This is a genomic window from Sphingobium chlorophenolicum, from assembly GCF_000722875.1.
GTDB classification, from domain to species: Bacteria; Pseudomonadota; Alphaproteobacteria; order Sphingomonadales; family Sphingomonadaceae; genus Sphingobium; species Sphingobium chlorophenolicum.
Genome location: NZ_JFHR01000007.1, coordinates 19531 through 36449 on the forward strand (window position 1 = coordinate 19531; position 16919 = coordinate 36449).

The 16919-nt window shown below is 65.4% G+C and carries 19 protein-coding genes and 1 pseudogene; 18 read left to right on the top strand and 2 right to left on the bottom strand.

The window, feature by feature from the left end; translation table 11 throughout:
• Positions 1-43 precede the first annotated feature (43 nt).
• Both BV95_RS04460 and BV95_RS04465 read right to left on the bottom strand, forming a co-directional pair.
• Entirely contained in the window at positions 44-301 is a 258-nt protein-coding gene (locus BV95_RS04460) for a hypothetical protein (protein ID WP_007683334.1), read from the bottom strand.
• 77 nt (positions 302-378) lie between these two features.
• On the bottom strand, positions 379-741 hold the full coding sequence (locus BV95_RS04465; RefSeq protein WP_007406428.1) for a hypothetical protein: 363 nt from the start codon (positions 739-741) through the stop codon (positions 379-381).
• A gap of 260 nt (positions 742-1001) precedes the next feature.
• Here BV95_RS04465 and BV95_RS04470 point away from each other — a divergent pair, with 260 nt between their 5' ends.
• The 18 genes and pseudogenes from BV95_RS04470 to BV95_RS04555 all read left to right on the top strand — a co-directional run bounded on the left by BV95_RS04470 (position 1002) and on the right by BV95_RS04555 (position 16872).
• A complete protein-coding gene (locus tag BV95_RS04470) occupies positions 1002-1340 on the top strand; it encodes a hypothetical protein (RefSeq protein WP_037447968.1) in 339 nt (112 codons plus the stop codon).
• Positions 1341-1482: 142 nt separating this feature from the next.
• Positions 1483-1962 carry a heavy metal-responsive transcriptional regulator gene (locus tag BV95_RS04475; RefSeq protein WP_007406417.1) on the top strand — a complete coding sequence of 160 codons (480 nt, stop codon included), beginning with the start codon at positions 1483-1485 and terminating at the stop codon, positions 1960-1962.
• Positions 1959-2180 carry a hypothetical protein gene (locus BV95_RS04480; RefSeq protein ID WP_007406426.1) on the top strand — a complete coding sequence of 74 codons (222 nt, stop codon included), beginning with the start codon at positions 1959-1961 and terminating at the stop codon, positions 2178-2180. The genes BV95_RS04475 and BV95_RS04480 overlap by 4 nt, the downstream gene beginning before the upstream one ends.
• A 59-nt stretch (positions 2181-2239) precedes the next feature.
• Positions 2240-2560 (top strand): hypothetical protein, encoded by a 321-nt coding sequence (locus BV95_RS04485; protein WP_007406382.1) that lies wholly within the window; start codon positions 2240-2242, stop codon positions 2558-2560.
• A 23-nt stretch (positions 2561-2583) separates the two neighbouring features.
• Positions 2584-4494 carry a 2Fe-2S iron-sulfur cluster-binding protein gene (locus BV95_RS04490; RefSeq protein ID WP_037448232.1) on the top strand — a complete coding sequence of 637 codons (1911 nt, stop codon included), beginning with the start codon at positions 2584-2586 and terminating at the stop codon, positions 4492-4494.
• Positions 4494-5222 (top strand): hypothetical protein, encoded by a 729-nt coding sequence (locus BV95_RS04495; protein ID WP_037447969.1) that lies wholly within the window; start codon positions 4494-4496, stop codon positions 5220-5222. The genes BV95_RS04490 and BV95_RS04495 overlap by 1 nt, the downstream gene beginning before the upstream one ends.
• Positions 5219-5941, top strand: a complete 723-nt coding sequence (locus BV95_RS04500; RefSeq protein ID WP_007406380.1) for a hypothetical protein — start codon at positions 5219-5221, stop codon at positions 5939-5941. The genes BV95_RS04495 and BV95_RS04500 overlap by 4 nt, the downstream gene beginning before the upstream one ends.
• On the top strand, positions 5928-6371 hold the full coding sequence (locus tag BV95_RS04505) for a DUF1622 domain-containing protein (RefSeq protein ID WP_007406411.1): 444 nt from the start codon (positions 5928-5930) through the stop codon (positions 6369-6371). The genes BV95_RS04500 and BV95_RS04505 overlap by 14 nt, the downstream gene beginning before the upstream one ends.
• Before the next feature lie 14 nt (positions 6372-6385).
• Complete coding sequence (locus BV95_RS04510) at positions 6386-6826, top strand: four-helix bundle copper-binding protein (RefSeq protein WP_015449267.1); 441 nt, start codon at positions 6386-6388, stop codon at positions 6824-6826.
• A gap of 254 nt (positions 6827-7080) precedes the next feature.
• Positions 7081-8382 (top strand): glycoside hydrolase family 130 protein, encoded by a 1302-nt coding sequence (locus BV95_RS04515; protein ID WP_438830636.1) that lies wholly within the window; start codon positions 7081-7083, stop codon positions 8380-8382.
• Between the two features lie 228 nt (positions 8383-8610).
• Positions 8611-8901 (top strand): hypothetical protein, encoded by a 291-nt coding sequence (locus BV95_RS04520; protein WP_007406388.1) that lies wholly within the window; start codon positions 8611-8613, stop codon positions 8899-8901.
• 318 nt (positions 8902-9219) lie between these two features.
• Positions 9220-9621, top strand: a complete 402-nt coding sequence (locus BV95_RS24235) for a hypothetical protein (protein ID WP_015449265.1) — start codon at positions 9220-9222, stop codon at positions 9619-9621.
• A 147-nt stretch (positions 9622-9768) separates the two neighbouring features.
• A pseudogene (locus BV95_RS24910) lies at positions 9769-10097 on the top strand (hypothetical protein).
• A 252-nt stretch (positions 10098-10349) separates the two neighbouring features.
• Entirely contained in the window at positions 10350-11870 is a 1521-nt protein-coding gene (locus BV95_RS04535; protein WP_037447974.1) for an aldehyde dehydrogenase family protein, read from the top strand.
• Positions 11871-11896: 26 nt separating this feature from the next.
• Positions 11897-12922 carry an alcohol dehydrogenase AdhP gene (adhP, locus tag BV95_RS04540; protein ID WP_037447976.1) on the top strand — a complete coding sequence of 342 codons (1026 nt, stop codon included), beginning with the start codon at positions 11897-11899 and terminating at the stop codon, positions 12920-12922.
• Positions 12923-12947: 25 nt separating this feature from the next.
• Positions 12948-14654 carry a copper resistance system multicopper oxidase gene (locus tag BV95_RS04545; RefSeq protein WP_037447979.1) on the top strand — a complete coding sequence of 569 codons (1707 nt, stop codon included), beginning with the start codon at positions 12948-12950 and terminating at the stop codon, positions 14652-14654.
• Positions 14651-15637 (top strand): copper resistance protein B, encoded by a 987-nt coding sequence (locus BV95_RS04550; protein WP_015449262.1) that lies wholly within the window; start codon positions 14651-14653, stop codon positions 15635-15637. Before BV95_RS04545 ends, BV95_RS04550 begins: the two co-directional genes overlap by 4 nt.
• On the top strand, positions 15631-16872 hold the full coding sequence (locus tag BV95_RS04555) for an MFS transporter (protein ID WP_015449261.1): 1242 nt from the start codon (positions 15631-15633) through the stop codon (positions 16870-16872). Before BV95_RS04550 ends, BV95_RS04555 begins: the two co-directional genes overlap by 7 nt.
• Positions 16873-16919 lie beyond the last annotated feature (47 nt).

The window sequence follows — 16919 nt, forward strand, 5'->3', positions numbered from 1 at the left end:
AGAGGCGGCGCGCCAAGATGTGACGCGCCGCTCCGGAGCGGGTTTAGCCCTTGTCCGACCTGACTGCGCCGCGCATGCAGTCGGCGGCGCTTGCCTGCATCATCGCGCAATCGCAGCTGGCCATGTCCCGGCTGTCGGGCACCCATATGCGGACACGCGCAGGGCCAGTCGCCCGCGGACCATATTGCGGCGCCGACCGCCATTCCCAATGGCCTTGCGGCGTGCGGCTCGCGTCGGTTGCAAGCGCAGGCGCGGCGAGACTGAGGGCCGCCACAAGGGCGGCCGGAAGCAGTTTGATCATCACGAAAACCTTTGACTGAAAAGAAGGAAACCGGGCGCGCACGCATCGATCGATGCGCGCAGCCCGTGCTCGTTCAATCAGGCAAGGCTGGTGGGAGGATCCGGCTCGGGCGCAACCGCCTTGCCGGTCAATATCGTGTCGGTCGTCCAGAAGCTGGGCGCGTCGTAGAGACGCGCAGGCGCAACGCCGCCTGCCAGGTCCGCTGCGACCAGCGGGATCACGCACCCCATCGCGGCGATGCAATCGAGCGTCAGGCCCTTGCAGGGCTTTTCGCTGGGCGCAGGCTGCTGCTTGGCCATCATTGCCATGCAGTCTGCATCCATGCCCTTGGCCAGCGGCGCGCCTGCCGCCTGCGGCACGCTGTGCGCGGCCGCCATCTGGGCTCCGAAGAGACCGGACAGCGCTCCGATGACGAGCAGAAGGGCGAGCAGGCGTTTCACGAGCCTCGATATCTAGCGGGTTTCGCTGGCGCAGCCAACCAAAGTCTCGCGCCGCGCGGGTTTTGAAGTGCTGACGGCTGATTCCGTCAACTCCGCGTCAATAAAGATCTGGCCCGGGGAAGAAGACCGGCTGCGGCCTCTACGTATATCGAGGCTGGACCCGGGACCGTAGTCCCAAGCCTGAAGAGACGCTCTTCCCCCCGGCAGGTCCGGGCGGTGGCTTACCATCCAAGGAGGTGAATATGGTCAGAAAAACTCTCATGGTCGGGCTTGCCGGCATTTCGATGCTTGCTGCCGTCCCCGCTATGGCCCAGGGCATCGGGCACAGCTTGTTCATGCGCGGCTCGATCGTCGACACGGGCAGCAACGGCACGGTCGTCTGCATCGGCAAGGCCGATGGCGCCGAGGTCGGCCAGAAGCTCGAGGTCTATCGCGTCGTGACCCATCCGGGTCCGCCCAAGGGCGTGGCGCCGACCTATCACCGCCAGCTCGTCGGCCATGTGACGATCGATCATATCTTCGATGATCACTTCGCGCATGTGTCCGTCGCCGACGGTACGCCTGCCAAGCACGACATCGTCGAGCTTCGCAAGAACTGACGCGCCGGTGGCCCGGCGGCACACGCTGCCCTGATGCGAGGCATCGGGGCAGCGGGTTGCCGGCGGCAACGGACCGTTCGGGATCGAGGCGAAACCGCTTGACCCTGGACCATGGTCCTACCGGCATGATCGAGCGGATGACATGGGCAATTTCAAGATCGGCGAACTGGCCGCGGCCGCAGGCGTGGGGCGGGATACGATCCGCTATTATGAGCGGATGGGCCTGCTGCGCGAGCCCGCGCGCACGGCAGCGGGCTACAGGCTCTACGACGCGACCGACCTCGAGCGCGTCAATTTCATCCGCTCGGCGCAGGAGCTTGGTTTCACACTCGAACAGGCCCGGCAGCTGCTGGCGCTCAGGGCGTCGGACACCGCGCATGCCCAGGCCGTGCTCGATATCACGCTTGCCAAGATCGCGGACGCCGAAGCCCGGCTCGAGCGCCTGTCGGATATCCGCGACATGCTGCGGATGCTCGCCGACGAATGCCCGGGCGAAGTGCCGGTCTCCGATTGCCCGATCCTCGCCTTCCTGACGGCGCGGCGGAAAGACCAGCAGCATAACAAGAAACATCAGGCAGCGCAGGACGAACGATCACCACGAGCGAAAGGGGTTTTGTCATGAAGAAAATGCGTTTGATCGCCGTCCTCACGCCGGCGCTGCTTCTAGGCGCCTGTGTGACCACGCGGCCGACCTCGGCGCAGGTCGAGAGTTGCCGGGCGATGGAGGGCAATATGGGTCTCCAGACGCCGCATGATCATGGCGAGATGAAGGGGCAGGGGCGCAACCCGATGAACCTCTCGCACGACCGGTGTCTCCGGATTCTGCGCAGCGCGCAATGAGCCGGTCCGGACGCCAGGGATGGCGCCCGGACACAGTTTTCAAGCCAAGGAGCAAAGCCATGATCGACCATGCGAAGAAAGCCCTTCCACTTGTCGGCGGAAGCCTGTTGCTGGCGCTCGCGCTTTCGGGCTGCGACCGCCAGGCCGACCAGACGGTGCCGCCCGCGGCGAACAGCGTCGCCGCCACCCCGGTCCTGACCGACAGCGGCAACGCTGCAGACGCGGCGCCGATGGACGCGATGAGCAACCAGGCCGAGATGGAGCGGCATCACCGTCAGGCGATGGACCATGACGCGATGCGCGCCGGGGCCGGCAACCAGACCGCGCCGGCACCCGATCCCGCGCCGGGCAATGCGGCGATGCCGATGAAGGATATGTAGGCTCGCACACTAAGGGGATGAGGATGTCCAGGCGGATCAGCCTTCGACGCTTGAGCCTCGGCTGCGCAATCGCTCTCAGCCTGTCCGCGAGCGCGGGCGCGCAGGAGGGCGAGGATCATGCCGCGCATCATGGCGCAGGCATGCCGGCCGGCGGGGGCATGTCCGCACCGGCAGAGCCGGGGTCGTCGAACATGGCGAAGATGATGAACCCCATGATGGATCGCATGATCAATGGGGAAGGGGAGAATGAGCACGGCCACGAATCGCGCCGGACCGGCTTCATCTCGCAGCTGCTCGCCTTTCCCGCGCTTGACGAAGCGGCAAGGCAGCGGGTCGCTGCGCAGGCCGGCGAACGGGTAAGCACGGGTCTGGCGATGATCAACGCCGCCTCGGCCGACGGCGCGCGTGCGACCACGGTCTCGGCCCGGCTCGATGCGGCGCGGCGCCTGCGCGAGGGAACCGACCTGTTCCGCTCCGGCACCGCCGCGCAGGGCGCGATCGGGGGCTTGCAGCCGCCCCGGGAGGTCGGGCTTGCCTGGCTGCGCGATCAGCTCGACATCGACCAGGCCGCGCCCGGCCATGCCGATCACTGGTTCGGCATCTCGCCCTCGCACCTCCTTCTCATGCTGTTCCTGGGGCTGGTGAGCGCCACGCTTATCGCGCTGCAGATCTTCCGCCTGCGGCGGATCGGGGCGATCGCCGGCGGTGTCGCCACCGCCAAGGTTCCAGCAAAGCCGGAGCCGAAGGCTGCCCCTCCCGCTACCAGGGTTGCGCCCGCGCCTGCACCCGTTGCCGACAGCGCCGGGCTCGCGCCGAGCAATGCGGCCGCACCCGCTGGGGCGTCGCTGCGCAAGCCCAAAAGCTGGGCGGGGCAGCTGCGCGTGGTCCAGATCGTGCGAGAGACGCCGAGCGTGCTGACCTTCCGGCTCGCGGACCCGACCGCCGACCGGCTGCCGTTCGACTTCCTGCCGGGCCAGTTCCTGCAGGTCGAGGTAGAGCCCGAAGCGGGCAAGACCGCGCGCCGTTCCTACACGATCGCCTCTTCGCCGACCCAGCGGGCCTATGTCGAACTGACGGTCAAGCGCGAGGAGCAGGGCGTGGTCTCGCGATACCTGCACGACAAGGTCGTCGCCGACGATCTGCTGAAGGTCAGCGGACCGTTCGGCGCCTTCACCTTCACGGGAACGGATGCCCAGAGCATCGTGCTGATCGCGGGCGGGGTCGGCATCACCCCGATGATGTCGGTGCTGCGCTATCTCACCGACACCGCGTGGAAGGGTGATATCTTCTTCTTCTACGGCGCACGGTCGACCGAGGAATTCGTGTTCCGCGACGAGCTCGAGCGGCTCGAACGCCGTTTTCCCAACCTCCATGTCGTCGCCGCGATGCAGCGCGCGCCCGGCACCGTCTGGATGGGCCCCGAAGGGCCGATCACGCGCGAGATGATCCTGGCCGCGGTGCCGGAGATCGCGAGCCGGCGCATCCATATGTGCGGCCCGCCGGCGATGATGGGCGCGATGCGCGGCGTGCTGGCGGAACTCGGCGTCCCCGAAGCGCAGCTGCACACCGAGGCGTTCGGTCCGGCCTCGCTGCCGGCCGACCACGAGGATCTCGAGGTCAAGCCCGCGCCCCCGCCAGCGGATAAGCCGGCCCCGAGCGCCGAGGTGGCGCCGAGCACGGTGACCTTCTCCGTGTCGGGGGTGTCGGCGGCCTTGCCCGCGGACGAGACCGTGCTGGAGGCGGCCGAGGGCGCGGGCGTCGAGATCCCCTATGCATGCCGTGCGGGCACATGCGGCGCCTGCGTGGTCAAGCTGCTGCAGGGCGAAGTGACGATGGAGGTCGAATCCGGCCTTGCGCCCGCCGACAAGGCGCAAGGCTATGTGCTCGCGTGCCAGGCGAAGGGGACGGGCACGCCGCTCGTGGTCGAAGCCTGATGCGCGAACGCAGCGACATTGCCGTGGGCCTGCTGGTCGCGTTCCTGCTGCTGTTCCCGTTCGGCTATCTCGTGCATGTGTCGCCCCGCTTTCCGGGTAGCCTGGCCGGCGGGATCATCGGGATCGCAGCGCTCGTGCTGATGCTGCTGACGCTTCCTTATGTCGCGGCCAAGCACATCGCCTGGGTCGACAAGGCGCTCTCCCGGGTCGTCAGCAAGCCAACCCTGCTCGCCATCCACATCTATGCCGGCGTGCTGGCGCCGATCCTGGGTCTGGTCCACGCCGCGCACAAGCTCGAAAGCCCGGTCGGCCTGCTTCTGACCGTCCTCCTGCTGATGACGGTCATCACCGGCTTCATCGGCCGCTACCTGCTTGCCCAGCTTGGTCGGGCGCTGCGCGGACGCAGGTCAGAACTGGCCTCGCTTCGCGCCGCCTTCCTCGAGGAGCCGGCGGCGCCGACGCAGGCCGATACCGCAGCCCCGCCGCTGTCGGGCTGGAAGCGCTATCTGTTCGTCGCCGGGGATGCGTCCGCGGGCCAGCGCCCCGAGGACAAGGCGGGGATCGCCGCAGCGCTGGCCGATACCGAATTCGCGATCCGTGCCGAAGAGGCAACCAACACCCTGTTCGCGCGGTGGCGGTTCCTGCACATCCTGCTGGGCTGTCTCATCTTCGCGCTGCTCGCGCTCCACGTCGGCGCGGCGATCTATTACGGGCTGCGCTGGCTATGAGCTGGCAGCGTCTTTCCTACGCCGTCTTCATCGCAGCCCTGCTGGTGATGGTCGCCGCGGTCGCGATCCGGATGCGATCGGACGCGCCGAGGGATGCCGGCCTGGTGGCGCAGCTCGTCTCGCCCGGCCCGCTCTCGAGCGCGCACCAGTCCTTTGCCGGCCAATGCACGGCCTGCCACACGCCGGGCAAGGGCGTCGAAACCCGGACCTGTCTCACCTGCCATGCGGGCACCGATTTCGGGACGAAGCAGTCGACGCAGTTCCACGCGAAAGCGACGCAGTGCACCTCCTGCCACGTCGAACATGAGGGAGAGCGCGGCATCATCCGCATGGATCACGCCGCGTTGCTCGACATGGCGAAGTGGCGGCAGCCTTTGGCGGGCATGTCGACAAACACTCGAAGCCTGACCCCCGAGACCGCGCTCAATTGCGCGAGCTGCCATGCGTTCCGCGATCCGCACCAGGGCCTGTTCGGCACCGACTGCGCGAGCTGCCACAAGACCGACAGCTGGAAGATCGCCAATTACCGCCATCCATCGGTCAATTCGACGCAGTGCGCCGAGTGCCACAAGGCGCCGCCGAGTCACTTCATGGAGCATTTCAGCATGGTCTCGCAGCGCGCAGCCGGATCGAAGGCGCGCGTCGACCAATGCTATGCCTGTCACGCCACCGACAGCTTCAACAATATCCGCAAGCGAGGCTGGTATGATCACCATTGAGGCCGACTGGCTGAGCGCCTTCTTCCGGCTCGCGGTGATCGGCCTGGAACTGGCGGGCACGCTGACCATCCTGGTCGGCGCGGGGCTCGCAACCTTTCTGTTTGCGCGGCGGGCGAGGGCGGGCGACCGAACCGAGGCCTATAGCGCGTTCCGCTCGGCGCTCGGCCGCAGCATCCTGCTCGGCCTGGAATTTCTGGTCGCCGGCGACATCGTCAAGTCGCTGGTGATCAACCCAACGCTCGACGATCTCATCGTTCTGGCCGGGCTGGTGCTGGTGCGGACCTTCCTGAGCATCTCGCTCGGGGTCGAGATCAACGGCCACTGGCCCTGGGAGGAAACCCGGATGGCGCGGGAGAAGGCGCGTGCGGCGTCGGATGGGTCGCCTGCGACGGCTGAGGCCGCCGGATGCGGCACAGCGCTCAAGGGATAGCAGATGGGAGGTGCATGATGATCGAGAGACGCGAATTGCTGATGGCCGGCGCCGGCCTTGCCGCCGCCGGAACGCTGGCTGTGCCGGCGGCGGCGCAGCAGCATCGAATGGAAGGGATGGCGATGTCGATGACGGACTGCATCGACGATTGCGTGGCTTCGCACCGCATGTGCCTGGAAACCGCCGCTTGGCTGACGAAGCAAGGCGGCGCGTCAGCTACGGCGTCGCTGATCGCCATGCTGAACGACTGTGCGGAACTGTGCCAGGCGACCGCCAACTCGATGCTGCGGGAATCTGCCCTGCACCGCATCGTCTGCCGCGCCTGCGCCGACGCTTGCGAGCGCTGCGCCGAGGAATGCGGACGCCATAGCGCGGACCAGCGGATCGCGCGTTGCTCGGCCACCTGCAAGAAATGCGCGGCGAGCTGCCGAACGATGGCGGACATGTCGAGCTGAGCGGCGCGCTTCGCACGTGCCCCACATAGTCACGTTCAGGCCAGAGCCCCCGGTCACAGCTTGTGTGTCCGACAACTACGCCAGGACAGCGATCATGGCACGTGGCACAAAGTCCGAGTATCCGGCAACGGCGGAAATCATCGCACCCGCCATCGCCGGAGCCTTCCGTGCCGCCACCCGATAGTCGGGTAATGCCGAGCACCATCTTTACGATTGCGTGAACGCTCCACGGTCGATCTGTATTGGAGAAGTCAGTGTCAACCGCCGAATTTGTCAACCGGCTACCCGAATTGCTCCGCCCCAATCCAGCAAGGGTAGTGATCAGACCCTATATGCCGTCGACGGAAACCTATAAATATGCGGTACCGGATCAGCCACGTGCGCAGCGCATCGCCGACCGCGTCCTGGCGCTCGACCCAGCATCGCTCCACGATGAGTTGCAACGCATTCTTGATGATTTCTCGGGAAGGCATCGTGAGGTTCCGTCCCTGTTTTTGCGGCGGTTCCACGAGGTTGATGGCATCATCGTCTGTGATTGCGAGGTCACCCATGAACAGGCGCTCTTGATCGGTGCCCATTTTTGCAACGAATATTCCTATGAGGCAGCAGCGCTTTTCAATCCGAGCATCGTCCTGCATCCTGATCAGTCTGCTGTACCTGAAAACTCTCTCCGATTCATTCTTTCCCTGCGAGGCGTGGGCGAGGGGCATATCTCCTCCGTCACCTTTCGCACCGGGTTTTGCGCCGCGGACGGAACCATAGCAATCAATCCTCCGAGCCCCATGCCGCTCGTGCTGGAGACTGAAAACATCTCCGGCGAGGACGGGCCGGACGCGGGCATTCGGATCAAGTGCGATGGCAGCCACGATCTCTCGGAGATCGTGATCTTTCCGACAACCCCCAGCCAGCGTGGTGGCATCGAAGACCTTCGCTTGGTCCGCTTCCTGGACGACGATGGCCGAGCCACCTATTTCGGTACATATACGGCATTTAGCGGCCAGTCCGTCCGGCAGGAGTTGTTGTCCACGCCGGACTTCCGGACATTCGAACTCAGACCGCTGCGTGGGGATGCCACCGGTAGCAAGGGCATGGCGCTTTTCCCCCGACGCATTGCCGGGCACTTTGCCATGCTTGGGCGCGAGGATAACGAAAATATCTGGTTCCTGACGTCCGCGGACATTCACGACTGGAGTGGCGGAGCGAAAGCCATCGAACCTCGCTGGCCTTGGGAGTTTGTCCAGATCGGTAATTGCGGATCGCCGATCGAGATCGACGAAGGCTGGCTGGTCGTAACTCATGGAGTCGGCGCCGTTCGGAACTATTGCATCGGGGCGTGCCTGCTGGACCGTGACGATCCCTCGAAGCTGCTGGCGCGGACGAAGCTACCGCTTTTGCGGTCGGACATGGATGAGCGCGAAGGTTATGTGCCAAACGTAGCCTACAGCTGCGGCGCGATGGTACATAATCGGGTGCTGGTACTGCCTTATGCCATTGCTGACAGCTTCACCACTTTTGCCACTATTCCTCTCGAGCGTCTGCTGGCCGCCATGGATTAGTCACTGTTGCCGACCTGTCCTGCTCTCGAGTCCGAACCATAGTTACACATCGGCACAACAACGATGCCAGTGCGATAATTTATGGCCATCTCAGAGACGGACTTCGCACATTACGTATACAGCAAGGCGGAAGGTGACACCATTTCACGGGCAAGCTCCGGAAGGGGCGACAATCGACCGGGCATATGCTCGATCGAACGGGAAACCCAGACTTGAAGGAATGGATACTTGCGCAAGAAGACGGCAATGATCGCTTCGCTGGCAGCTCTCGGCTTCCTCGCCGTCAGTGCCGGACCGGTGCTGGCGGACGGGATGCCGCCGGGCATGCCCGATCTTGAGGAGACCCTCAAGGCCAGGCCGGCGCCTGCCCAGCCCGATCCTGCCCACATGCAGGGCATGGCTCACGGTAAGGAGCAGATGCACGGCCAGATGATGCAGGGCCATCGAATGGCGATGCGGGATTCGCAGGACCAGGACGGCGCCTCCGGCATGTCACACAGGTCGGACGGTGGTTGCTGACCCTGCCATCATTCCATCAGACGACAAGGTTGACGGACAAGATCATGGCCGCTTTCAACCGAAGCCTTGGTCCGCCGTTCCCACGGCGGGCCAATCGCTTTTCTGGCCGGTCTCAGGACGAGAAAACCAGGCCGGGTCACATTTTTGATCGATCCCGGATCATCATTTTACGCGCCTGCTCCAGCAGGCACACGGCCGATCGGATTTCGATTCGTAACTTACGTATACAGACAGCGTCTCGCTAGCAGCATTGAAGCTTCGGAATTGCCGGGATCGGAACGTCGATCGGGCAACAGGAAGAACACTCGGAGACCCTCAATGCGACAGACGACATTTCTCGCGGCGCCCGTCAGCCTCTTCGCGACGCTAACCTTCGCCGCCGGCACCGCTCTCGCCCAGTCGACGCCCGCGCCCGCGCAGGCTGCGCCGGCCCATGCCCACCAGCAGGGCATGGATCATGGCGGGCAGCAGATGCACGATCAGATGATGAAGGATCATCAGGCCGGCGCGCAGAAGCAGCAGGGGCAACCGGCCCAGCAGGATCAACAGGGCATGTCGGGGATGGCCGGCATGTCCGGCGGCTCGCCTGCATCGAACGGCTCGGGCATGGCCGGTAAGGCGAAGAGTGGCTGCTGCAAGATGCCGATGAAGAAGGCCAAGCCGGCGGCGAAGAAGAAGACCGCCAAGCCCATGGCCGACAAGCCGATGAGCGACATGTGAGGTTTCCAGCCCCGAGAACAGACCCCAGGGGCTGAGGGCCCGCCGTTCCCCCGCGGCGGGCCAGTTCTTTGACGATGCCCAGCGTCGCCCCGTGCTCCCAGCTTTCAAAACCGGGTCCGAGCGTCTGACTTGACAGAGGAAACAGCGATGCGAAAACATCTTGGCGTCGGTGCTGCTGTTGGCTTCTGCTCTTTGGCAGCACGCCGCTCCTCGCACAGGGTATCGGCCATAGCTTGTTCATGCGCGGCAAGATCGTCCGTATGGATGCGGGCGGCACAGTGGCCTGCCTGGGTAAGGCCGATGGCGCGCACATCGGGCAGATACTCGAAGTCTATCACGCAACGCCGCGCCACCGCCGTCTTGTCGGTCATGTCGAAGTCGACCAGATTTTCGACGACCATTATGCTCATTTCCGCGTGAGGGACGGGACGCTTCAGAAAGGCGATTGGGTGAGCCTAAAGCGCGTCCGGGCGTAACGCCAGAATTGGAATGCCAAGCGCCGCCCTCGCCAAAAGAAGACTCGGCCGAGTAACGCCTGTCTCGGCATAATTCCGATCAGGCGTGCGCGAATACGTTCAGGAGTCGATGAATAGTCATCGGCTCTGTTGGCGTGTCTGACCCTCAAGCCCGCGACCCCGATACCAGACTACCTTCTGCGGAACTTACTTATAGGCCACCCGGGCAAAGAGATTACTCCGTCAGGCCATCGATAGAGATGGAGTCAGGTTATGTTCGAGAAGGCGATCGGGACCATTAACGCGGCGGCCTCCTTCCGACACCGCTATGATAATTTCATCGGAGGCCGCTGGAGCGCTCCTGCGGGCGGCGAGTATTTCGCCGACACGAGCCCGATCAATGGCGCCCAGATCGCAGAGTTCGCGCTGTCGACGCCGGAAGATGTCGAGCGCGCGCTCGATGCGGCGCACGCCGCCAAGGATCAATGGGCAAGGATCGCGCCCGCCGAACGCGCCAGGATTCTCAATCGCGTCGCCGACCGGCTCGAAGACAATCTGGAGTTGCTGGCACTTGCCGAGACGATCGACAATGGCAAGCCGATCCGCGAGACGCGCGCTGCCGACGTGCCGCTCGCGATCGACCATTTCCGCTACTTCGCCGGCTGCATCCGGGCGGAGGAAGGCGGCATCTCGACGATCGATGCGGACACCATGGCCTATCATTTCCGCGAGCCGCTCGGCGTCGTCGGCCAGATCATCCCGTGGAACTTCCCGCTGCTGATGGCGGCGTGGAAGATCGCCCCGGCGCTGGCGGCGGGCAACTGCACCGTCATCAAACCCGCATCCCAGACGCCGCTCACCTTGCTGATGTTCGCCGAGCTCACCGCCGACATCCTGCCGCCCGGCGTGCTCAATGTCGTTACCGGCCCGGGACGGACCGTTGGCCAGGCGATCGCCGCCAATCCGCGCATCGCCAAGGTCTCGTTCACCGGCGAGACCGTCACCGGCAAGCAGATCATGCACGCCGCGGCGGACCATCTGATCCCCCAGACGATGGAGCTTGGCGGCAAGTCGCCCAACATCTTCATGGCGGACGTGCTCGACGAGGACGATGCCTTCTTCGACAAGGCGCTCGAAGGCTTTACTTTGTTCGCCTTCAACAAGGGCGAGGTCTGTACCTGCCCGTCGCGCGCCCTGATCCATGAGTCGATCTTCGACCGCTTCATCGAGCGCGCCGTGGCGCGCGTCGCCGCGATCCGCCAGGGCGATCCGCTCGACCCGTCGGTCCAGGTCGGCGCGCAGGCGTCGGAGGACCAGCTCCACAAGATCCTGGGCTATATCGATATCGGCAAGGCCGAGGGCGCGCAGTGTCTGGTCGGTGGCGCCAGGGCGCTGCCGGGCGGTGCGCTCGACCAGGGCTATTTCGTGCAGCCGACCGTGTTCGTGGGTCAGAACCACATGCGCATCTTCCAGGAGGAGATCTTCGGTCCCGTCCTGTCGGTCACCACGTTCAAGACGGTCGAGGAGGCGATCGCACTTGCCAATGACACCGCCTACGGTCTTGGCGCGGGCGTCTGGACCCGGAGCGGCAACACCGCCTACCGGCTCGGCCGCGCGATCGAGGCCGGGCGGGTCTGGACCAACTGCTATCATCAGTACCCCGCCCATGCCGCCTTCGGCGGATACAAGGCATCGGGCTTCGGGCGTGAAAACCACCGGATGATGCTCGATCATTATCAGCAGACCAAGAATCTGCTCGTCTCCTATGACGAGCACGCGCTCGGCCTATTCTGACCCCCCGCTTAAAAGGAGAAACGGACATGGCGAAAACCATGAAGGCGGCGGTCGTCCGCGAATTTGGCAAGCCCCTGGTCATCGAGGACGCGCCGATCCCGACGGTCGGCCCCGGGCAGGTCCTGGTCAAGATTGCGGCAACCGGCGTGTGCCATACCGACCTGCACGCGGCAGAAGGGGACTGGCCGGTCAAGCCCAACCCGCCCTTCATTCCTGGCCATGAGGGCGTCGGGCATGTCGCCGCCATTGGTGCCGGCGTCACCCATGTGAAGGAAGGCGACCGGGTCGGTGTGCCCTGGCTCTACACCGCCTGCGGGCACTGCGTGCATTGCCTGGGTGGCTGGGAGACGCTTTGCCACGAACAGCAGAACACCGGCTATTCGGTCAATGGCAGCTTTGCCGAATATGTCCTCGCCGATCCCAACTATGTTGGTCACCTTCCCGACAATGTCGACTTCCTCGACATTGCGCCGATCCTCTGCGCGGGCGTCACCGTCTACAAGGGATTGAAGGCCACCGAGGCCCGACCCGGCGAGTGGGTGGTCGTCTCCGGCATTGGCGGGCTCGGCCACATGGCGGTGCAATATGCCCGAGCCATGGGTCTCAATGTGGCCGCGGTCGACATCGACGATAGCAAGCTCGACCTCGCTACACGCCTTGGCGCCACACTGACGGTCAACGCGCGCAACGAGGACCCTTCGGCAGCGCTCAAGAAAGCCATTGGCGGCGCGCACGGGGCGCTGGTGACCGCCGTTTCGCCCAAGGCGTTCCAGCAGGCGCTCGGCATGGTCCGGCGCGGCGGCACGGTCGCGCTCAACGGCCTGCCGCCGGGCGACTTCCCGTTGTCGATCTTCGACACCGTGCTGAACGGCATTACCGTGCGCGGCTCGATCGTCGGCACGCGGCTCGATCTGCTCGAGGCACTGGCGTTCGCCGGCGAGGGCAAGGTCAAGGCCACGGTCCATGCAGACAAGCTGGAGAACATCAACGACGTCTTCTCCCGCATGCATCATGGCGACATCGAGGGCCGGATCGTCCTCGACCTCGCCTGAAGCCGACTTCGCGAAAGTACAGTTCATGTCTCCCTTACATATCCGGCCGATCGCGCGGCGCCGTTTCGTCCAGGGGCTGGCGATCGGCGGCGCGGTCGCCGGTTTCGCCCCGGCGCTTCTCGCGCGATCCGCACCAACCTTGCCCGCTGAGCTGAGCGGGACCGAGTTCGACCTCGAGATCGCCGAGCTGCCGGTCAACTTCACCGGCAAACGCCGTATCGCGACCGCCGTGAACGGCAGCGTGCCCGCGCCGGTCCTGCGCCTGCGCGAAGGCGACACGGTCACGCTGCGCGTACGCAACGGCCTCAAGGAGATGTCGAGCATCCATTGGCACGGCATCATCGTGCCGGCGGAGATGGACGGCGTGCCCGGCATCAGCTTTGCCGGCATCGCGCCGGGCGAGACCTTCACCTATCGCTTCGAGGTCCGCCAGAGCGGAACCTACTGGTATCACGCTCACACGCTCGCCGAGCAGACGGGACTCTATGGAGCGATCATCGTGGAGCCAAAACAGGTGCCGACGGCGCGGGCGCCCGATCGCGACTATTGCATCGTGCTCAGCGACTGGTCGGACGAGCCGCCGCTGCAGATCTTCCTCAATCTCAAGAAGCAGAGCAGCTACTATAATTTTGCGCAGCCGACCGCCGGCGATTTCCTCAAGGATGTCGGCACCATGGGCTTGGGCAAGGCGCTCGAGCGGCGGCGGATGTGGAACAGCTCGCGGATGAACCCGACCGACTACAGCGATGTCTCTGCCGCGACCTACACCTATCTGATGAACGGCGCGCCGCCCGCCGGCAACTGGACCGGTATCGCCGCGCCCGGCGAGCGCGTGCGCCTGCGCTTCGTCGGCGCGGGGACGGCGACGTTCTTCGACGTGCGGATCCCCGGGGTCGAGCTGACGGTCGTATCGACCGACGGGCAGCCGGTCGAGCCGGTCACGGTCGAGGAATTCCGGATCGGCCCGGGCGAGACCTACGACGTCGAGTTCACCATGCCCGAGGGCGGCGCCCGCACCATCTTCGCGCAGGCGATCGATCGGAGCGGCTATGCGCGTGGCACGATCGCACCGGCCCCGGGCATGGCGGCAGCCGTGCCGCCGCTCGATGCCCGGACCTGGCTCGAGCCGGTCGACATGATGGGCGCGATGGCGACGATGGGCGCAATGGGAGGCGACGCGCATGCCGGGCACGGCATGACCGAGATGCCGGCCAGGGCACGGCACGCCCGCACCGAATATGGCGCCAATACCGACATGCGCGTCGACTATCCGCGCACCAATCTCGACGATCCCGGCGCCGGGCTGCGCGGGCGCGGCTGGCGCGTGCTGACGCTGGCCGATCTGCGCACGCCGGGCGGCGATCCCGACCCGCGCGAGCCCGAGCGCGACATCGAGCTGCATCTGACGGGCAATATGGAACGGTTCATCTGGTCGCTCGACGGCATCAAGCTCAACGATTCCAGGCCGCTTCATTTCAAGCCAAACGAGCGGCTGCGCGTCACCTTCGTCAACGACACGATGATGGCGCATCCGATGCATCTGCACGGCATGTGGAGCGATGTCGAAGGCCCGGACCTCGCCTTCCAGGTCCGCAAGCATACGGTCGTGGTCCAGCCCGCCCAGCGGGTGAGCTTCCGCGTCACCGCCGACGCCATGGGCCGATGGGCCTTCCACTGCCATCTGCTCTATCACATGGCGGCCGGCATGTTCCGGGAGGTGGTGGTCGCATGATCCGGATTTTCCCCTCGCGCGGCATCGCTCTTGGCGCTGCCCTCTTCCTGGCGCCGGCGATCACGGCTCCCGCCCTCGCGCAGGATGCCTCGCCCCCGTCGCCCGCCGCCACCCCTGCCCAAACGGCCACTCCCGCTCAGCACACCCCTTCCGCGCAAGGCTCTCAGGACCATGCGGGCATGGACATGCCGGGCATGGATATGACCGACACGAAGGCGTCCGGTAACGGCGCCACGATGGACATGGGCTCGATGCAGGGCGGCCAGGCCCCGCCGGACGCGCGCAACTCGGACGATTATGCCGACGGCTACCGCAACTCGACGCTGCCGGGCTATGAGATGGCCGACAAGCTCTCAATCCCCAAGATACTTGTCGATGAGCTTGAGTTCACCAGCGGCAACGAGGGTCAGGGCGTGGGCTGGACCGTGCTCGTCACCAAGGGTCAGGACAATGACAAGCTCTGGCTGCGCAGCCAGGGGCTCAAGAACTCCCGCGACCAACGTCTCGATCCGGAGAGCAGCGTCGAGGCGCTGTGGTGGCACAGCAAGAACCCGTTCTGGGGCACGCTGCTCGGGGTCAGGCAGGATCTCGGCAAGGGTGCGACCACCTGGCTGGCCGCCGGCGTCGAGGGACTGGCGCCCTATTGGTTCGACGTCCAGCTCACCGGCTATGTAGGAACCGATGGGCGTCTCGCGGCGCGCGCCAAGGCGTCCTATGAGGTCTTGTTCACCAATCGGTTGATCCTTACGCCGCAGGTGGAGACCAATATCTATTCGAAGCGGTCGAGCGATCGGCAGCTCGGCAGCGGCTTCAGCAATGTCGAGCTGAGCGGACGGTTGCGCTACGAGGTGTCGCGCAAGTTCGCGCCCTATATCGGCTTCGTCTGGGAGCGCGCATTTGACGGCACGGCCGATTTCCGTCGCCTGCGCGGGGAAGGGCCTTCCGAACACAGGCTGGTGATCGGCTTGCGCGCCTGGTGGTGATCCGCGGATGGCCACTCGAGGGGTCGACCGCGAACGCGCCGCGTGACAAGGCTGGATCGCAAGCCAACGGTCGCTGGCCGGCCTCCTTTTTCGTCTTGTTGCTCGCGGCGGCTGCGGCGTCGGCGGGACAGACGGCCATTCTCGCCTTCCTTCCGGCACTGGTCGACCCGGCTCGTGGCGCGCTATCGTCAAGCGCTCATGATTTTCATGTCGCGAGCCTGACCGCGGTCCATCCCCTGGCAGCCTTGCTGGCGGCGCCGCTCTGGGGCTGGATCGCGGACCGGGTCGACTATCGGGCGATGTTGCGCGCAGCGCTGGTCATCCTCGCCCTGGTGACCGCGCCGATCGGCCTCGTCGGGCTGCCTGAGCTTTATGCATTGCGCCTGGTGGCGGGGATGGCGTCGGCCGCCATCATACCGTTGGGCTTGCTCTGCGCGAGCTTTGCCGCAAACGAGCGCGCGGACCAGGCGCGGCGCTTCACCTGGCTGACCGCCTTCTTGTTTCTGGGCGATCTCGCCGGTCCGCTGGTGGCGGAGGTCTCGGCCGCGATCCTGCCCCGCGCTCCCCTCATGATCCTCGCTTTCGGCATCGGTGCCGTCGGGGCGGCGCTTTGCGCCGTGCGTCTGCCGCGCTGGTGTGCACCTTGCATCGATGGCGGAGACCTGCCCGCGCCGACGCTCGGCGCGACGCTGATCCTGCTTTTCGTCACGATCGTCGCGGGCGGCGGGCTGGCGGCGATGCATGTCAATCTCCTGGTGACGCGGAGCGTCATTTCGCTGAGCCGCGAAGAGATCGCCTGGATGCTCAGTCTCTGCGGATTGGGCATGCTGGCAGCACAGATCTTCCATGCGAGGCTCGATTGGCTGGTGACCATGCCGAGGCGGCTTGCGGGGCTGACGCTCGGCCTGCTGGCTGCGGCGCTCTTCCTGTTCCCTGTCGCCGCGAGCATGGCCGAACTCAGTGGGATCATCGTTGCTGCCGGCTGGAGCTCGGCAACCCTTCGATTGGTCACCAGCTTCTGGATCAGCGGTGCGGCAGCCCCTTCGGGTCTGAAGCTCGGTCTCCAGCATTCCGCCGCCAGCATCGGGCAGGCGCTCGCGCCGCTGGCGATCGCCGTCGTCGCTCCCGGGGCGCAGCACTTAGTCTTGTGGGGGATTGGTGGTCTGTCGCTGGCGCTGCTTGTGTCCTTGCCGCTCGCCTGGAGGCCGCGCGCCATCGTGAAATCTTCAGCGTGATGAGGGGTAGGGGGCATCAATGCGTATAGATCATTAGGAACCCTATC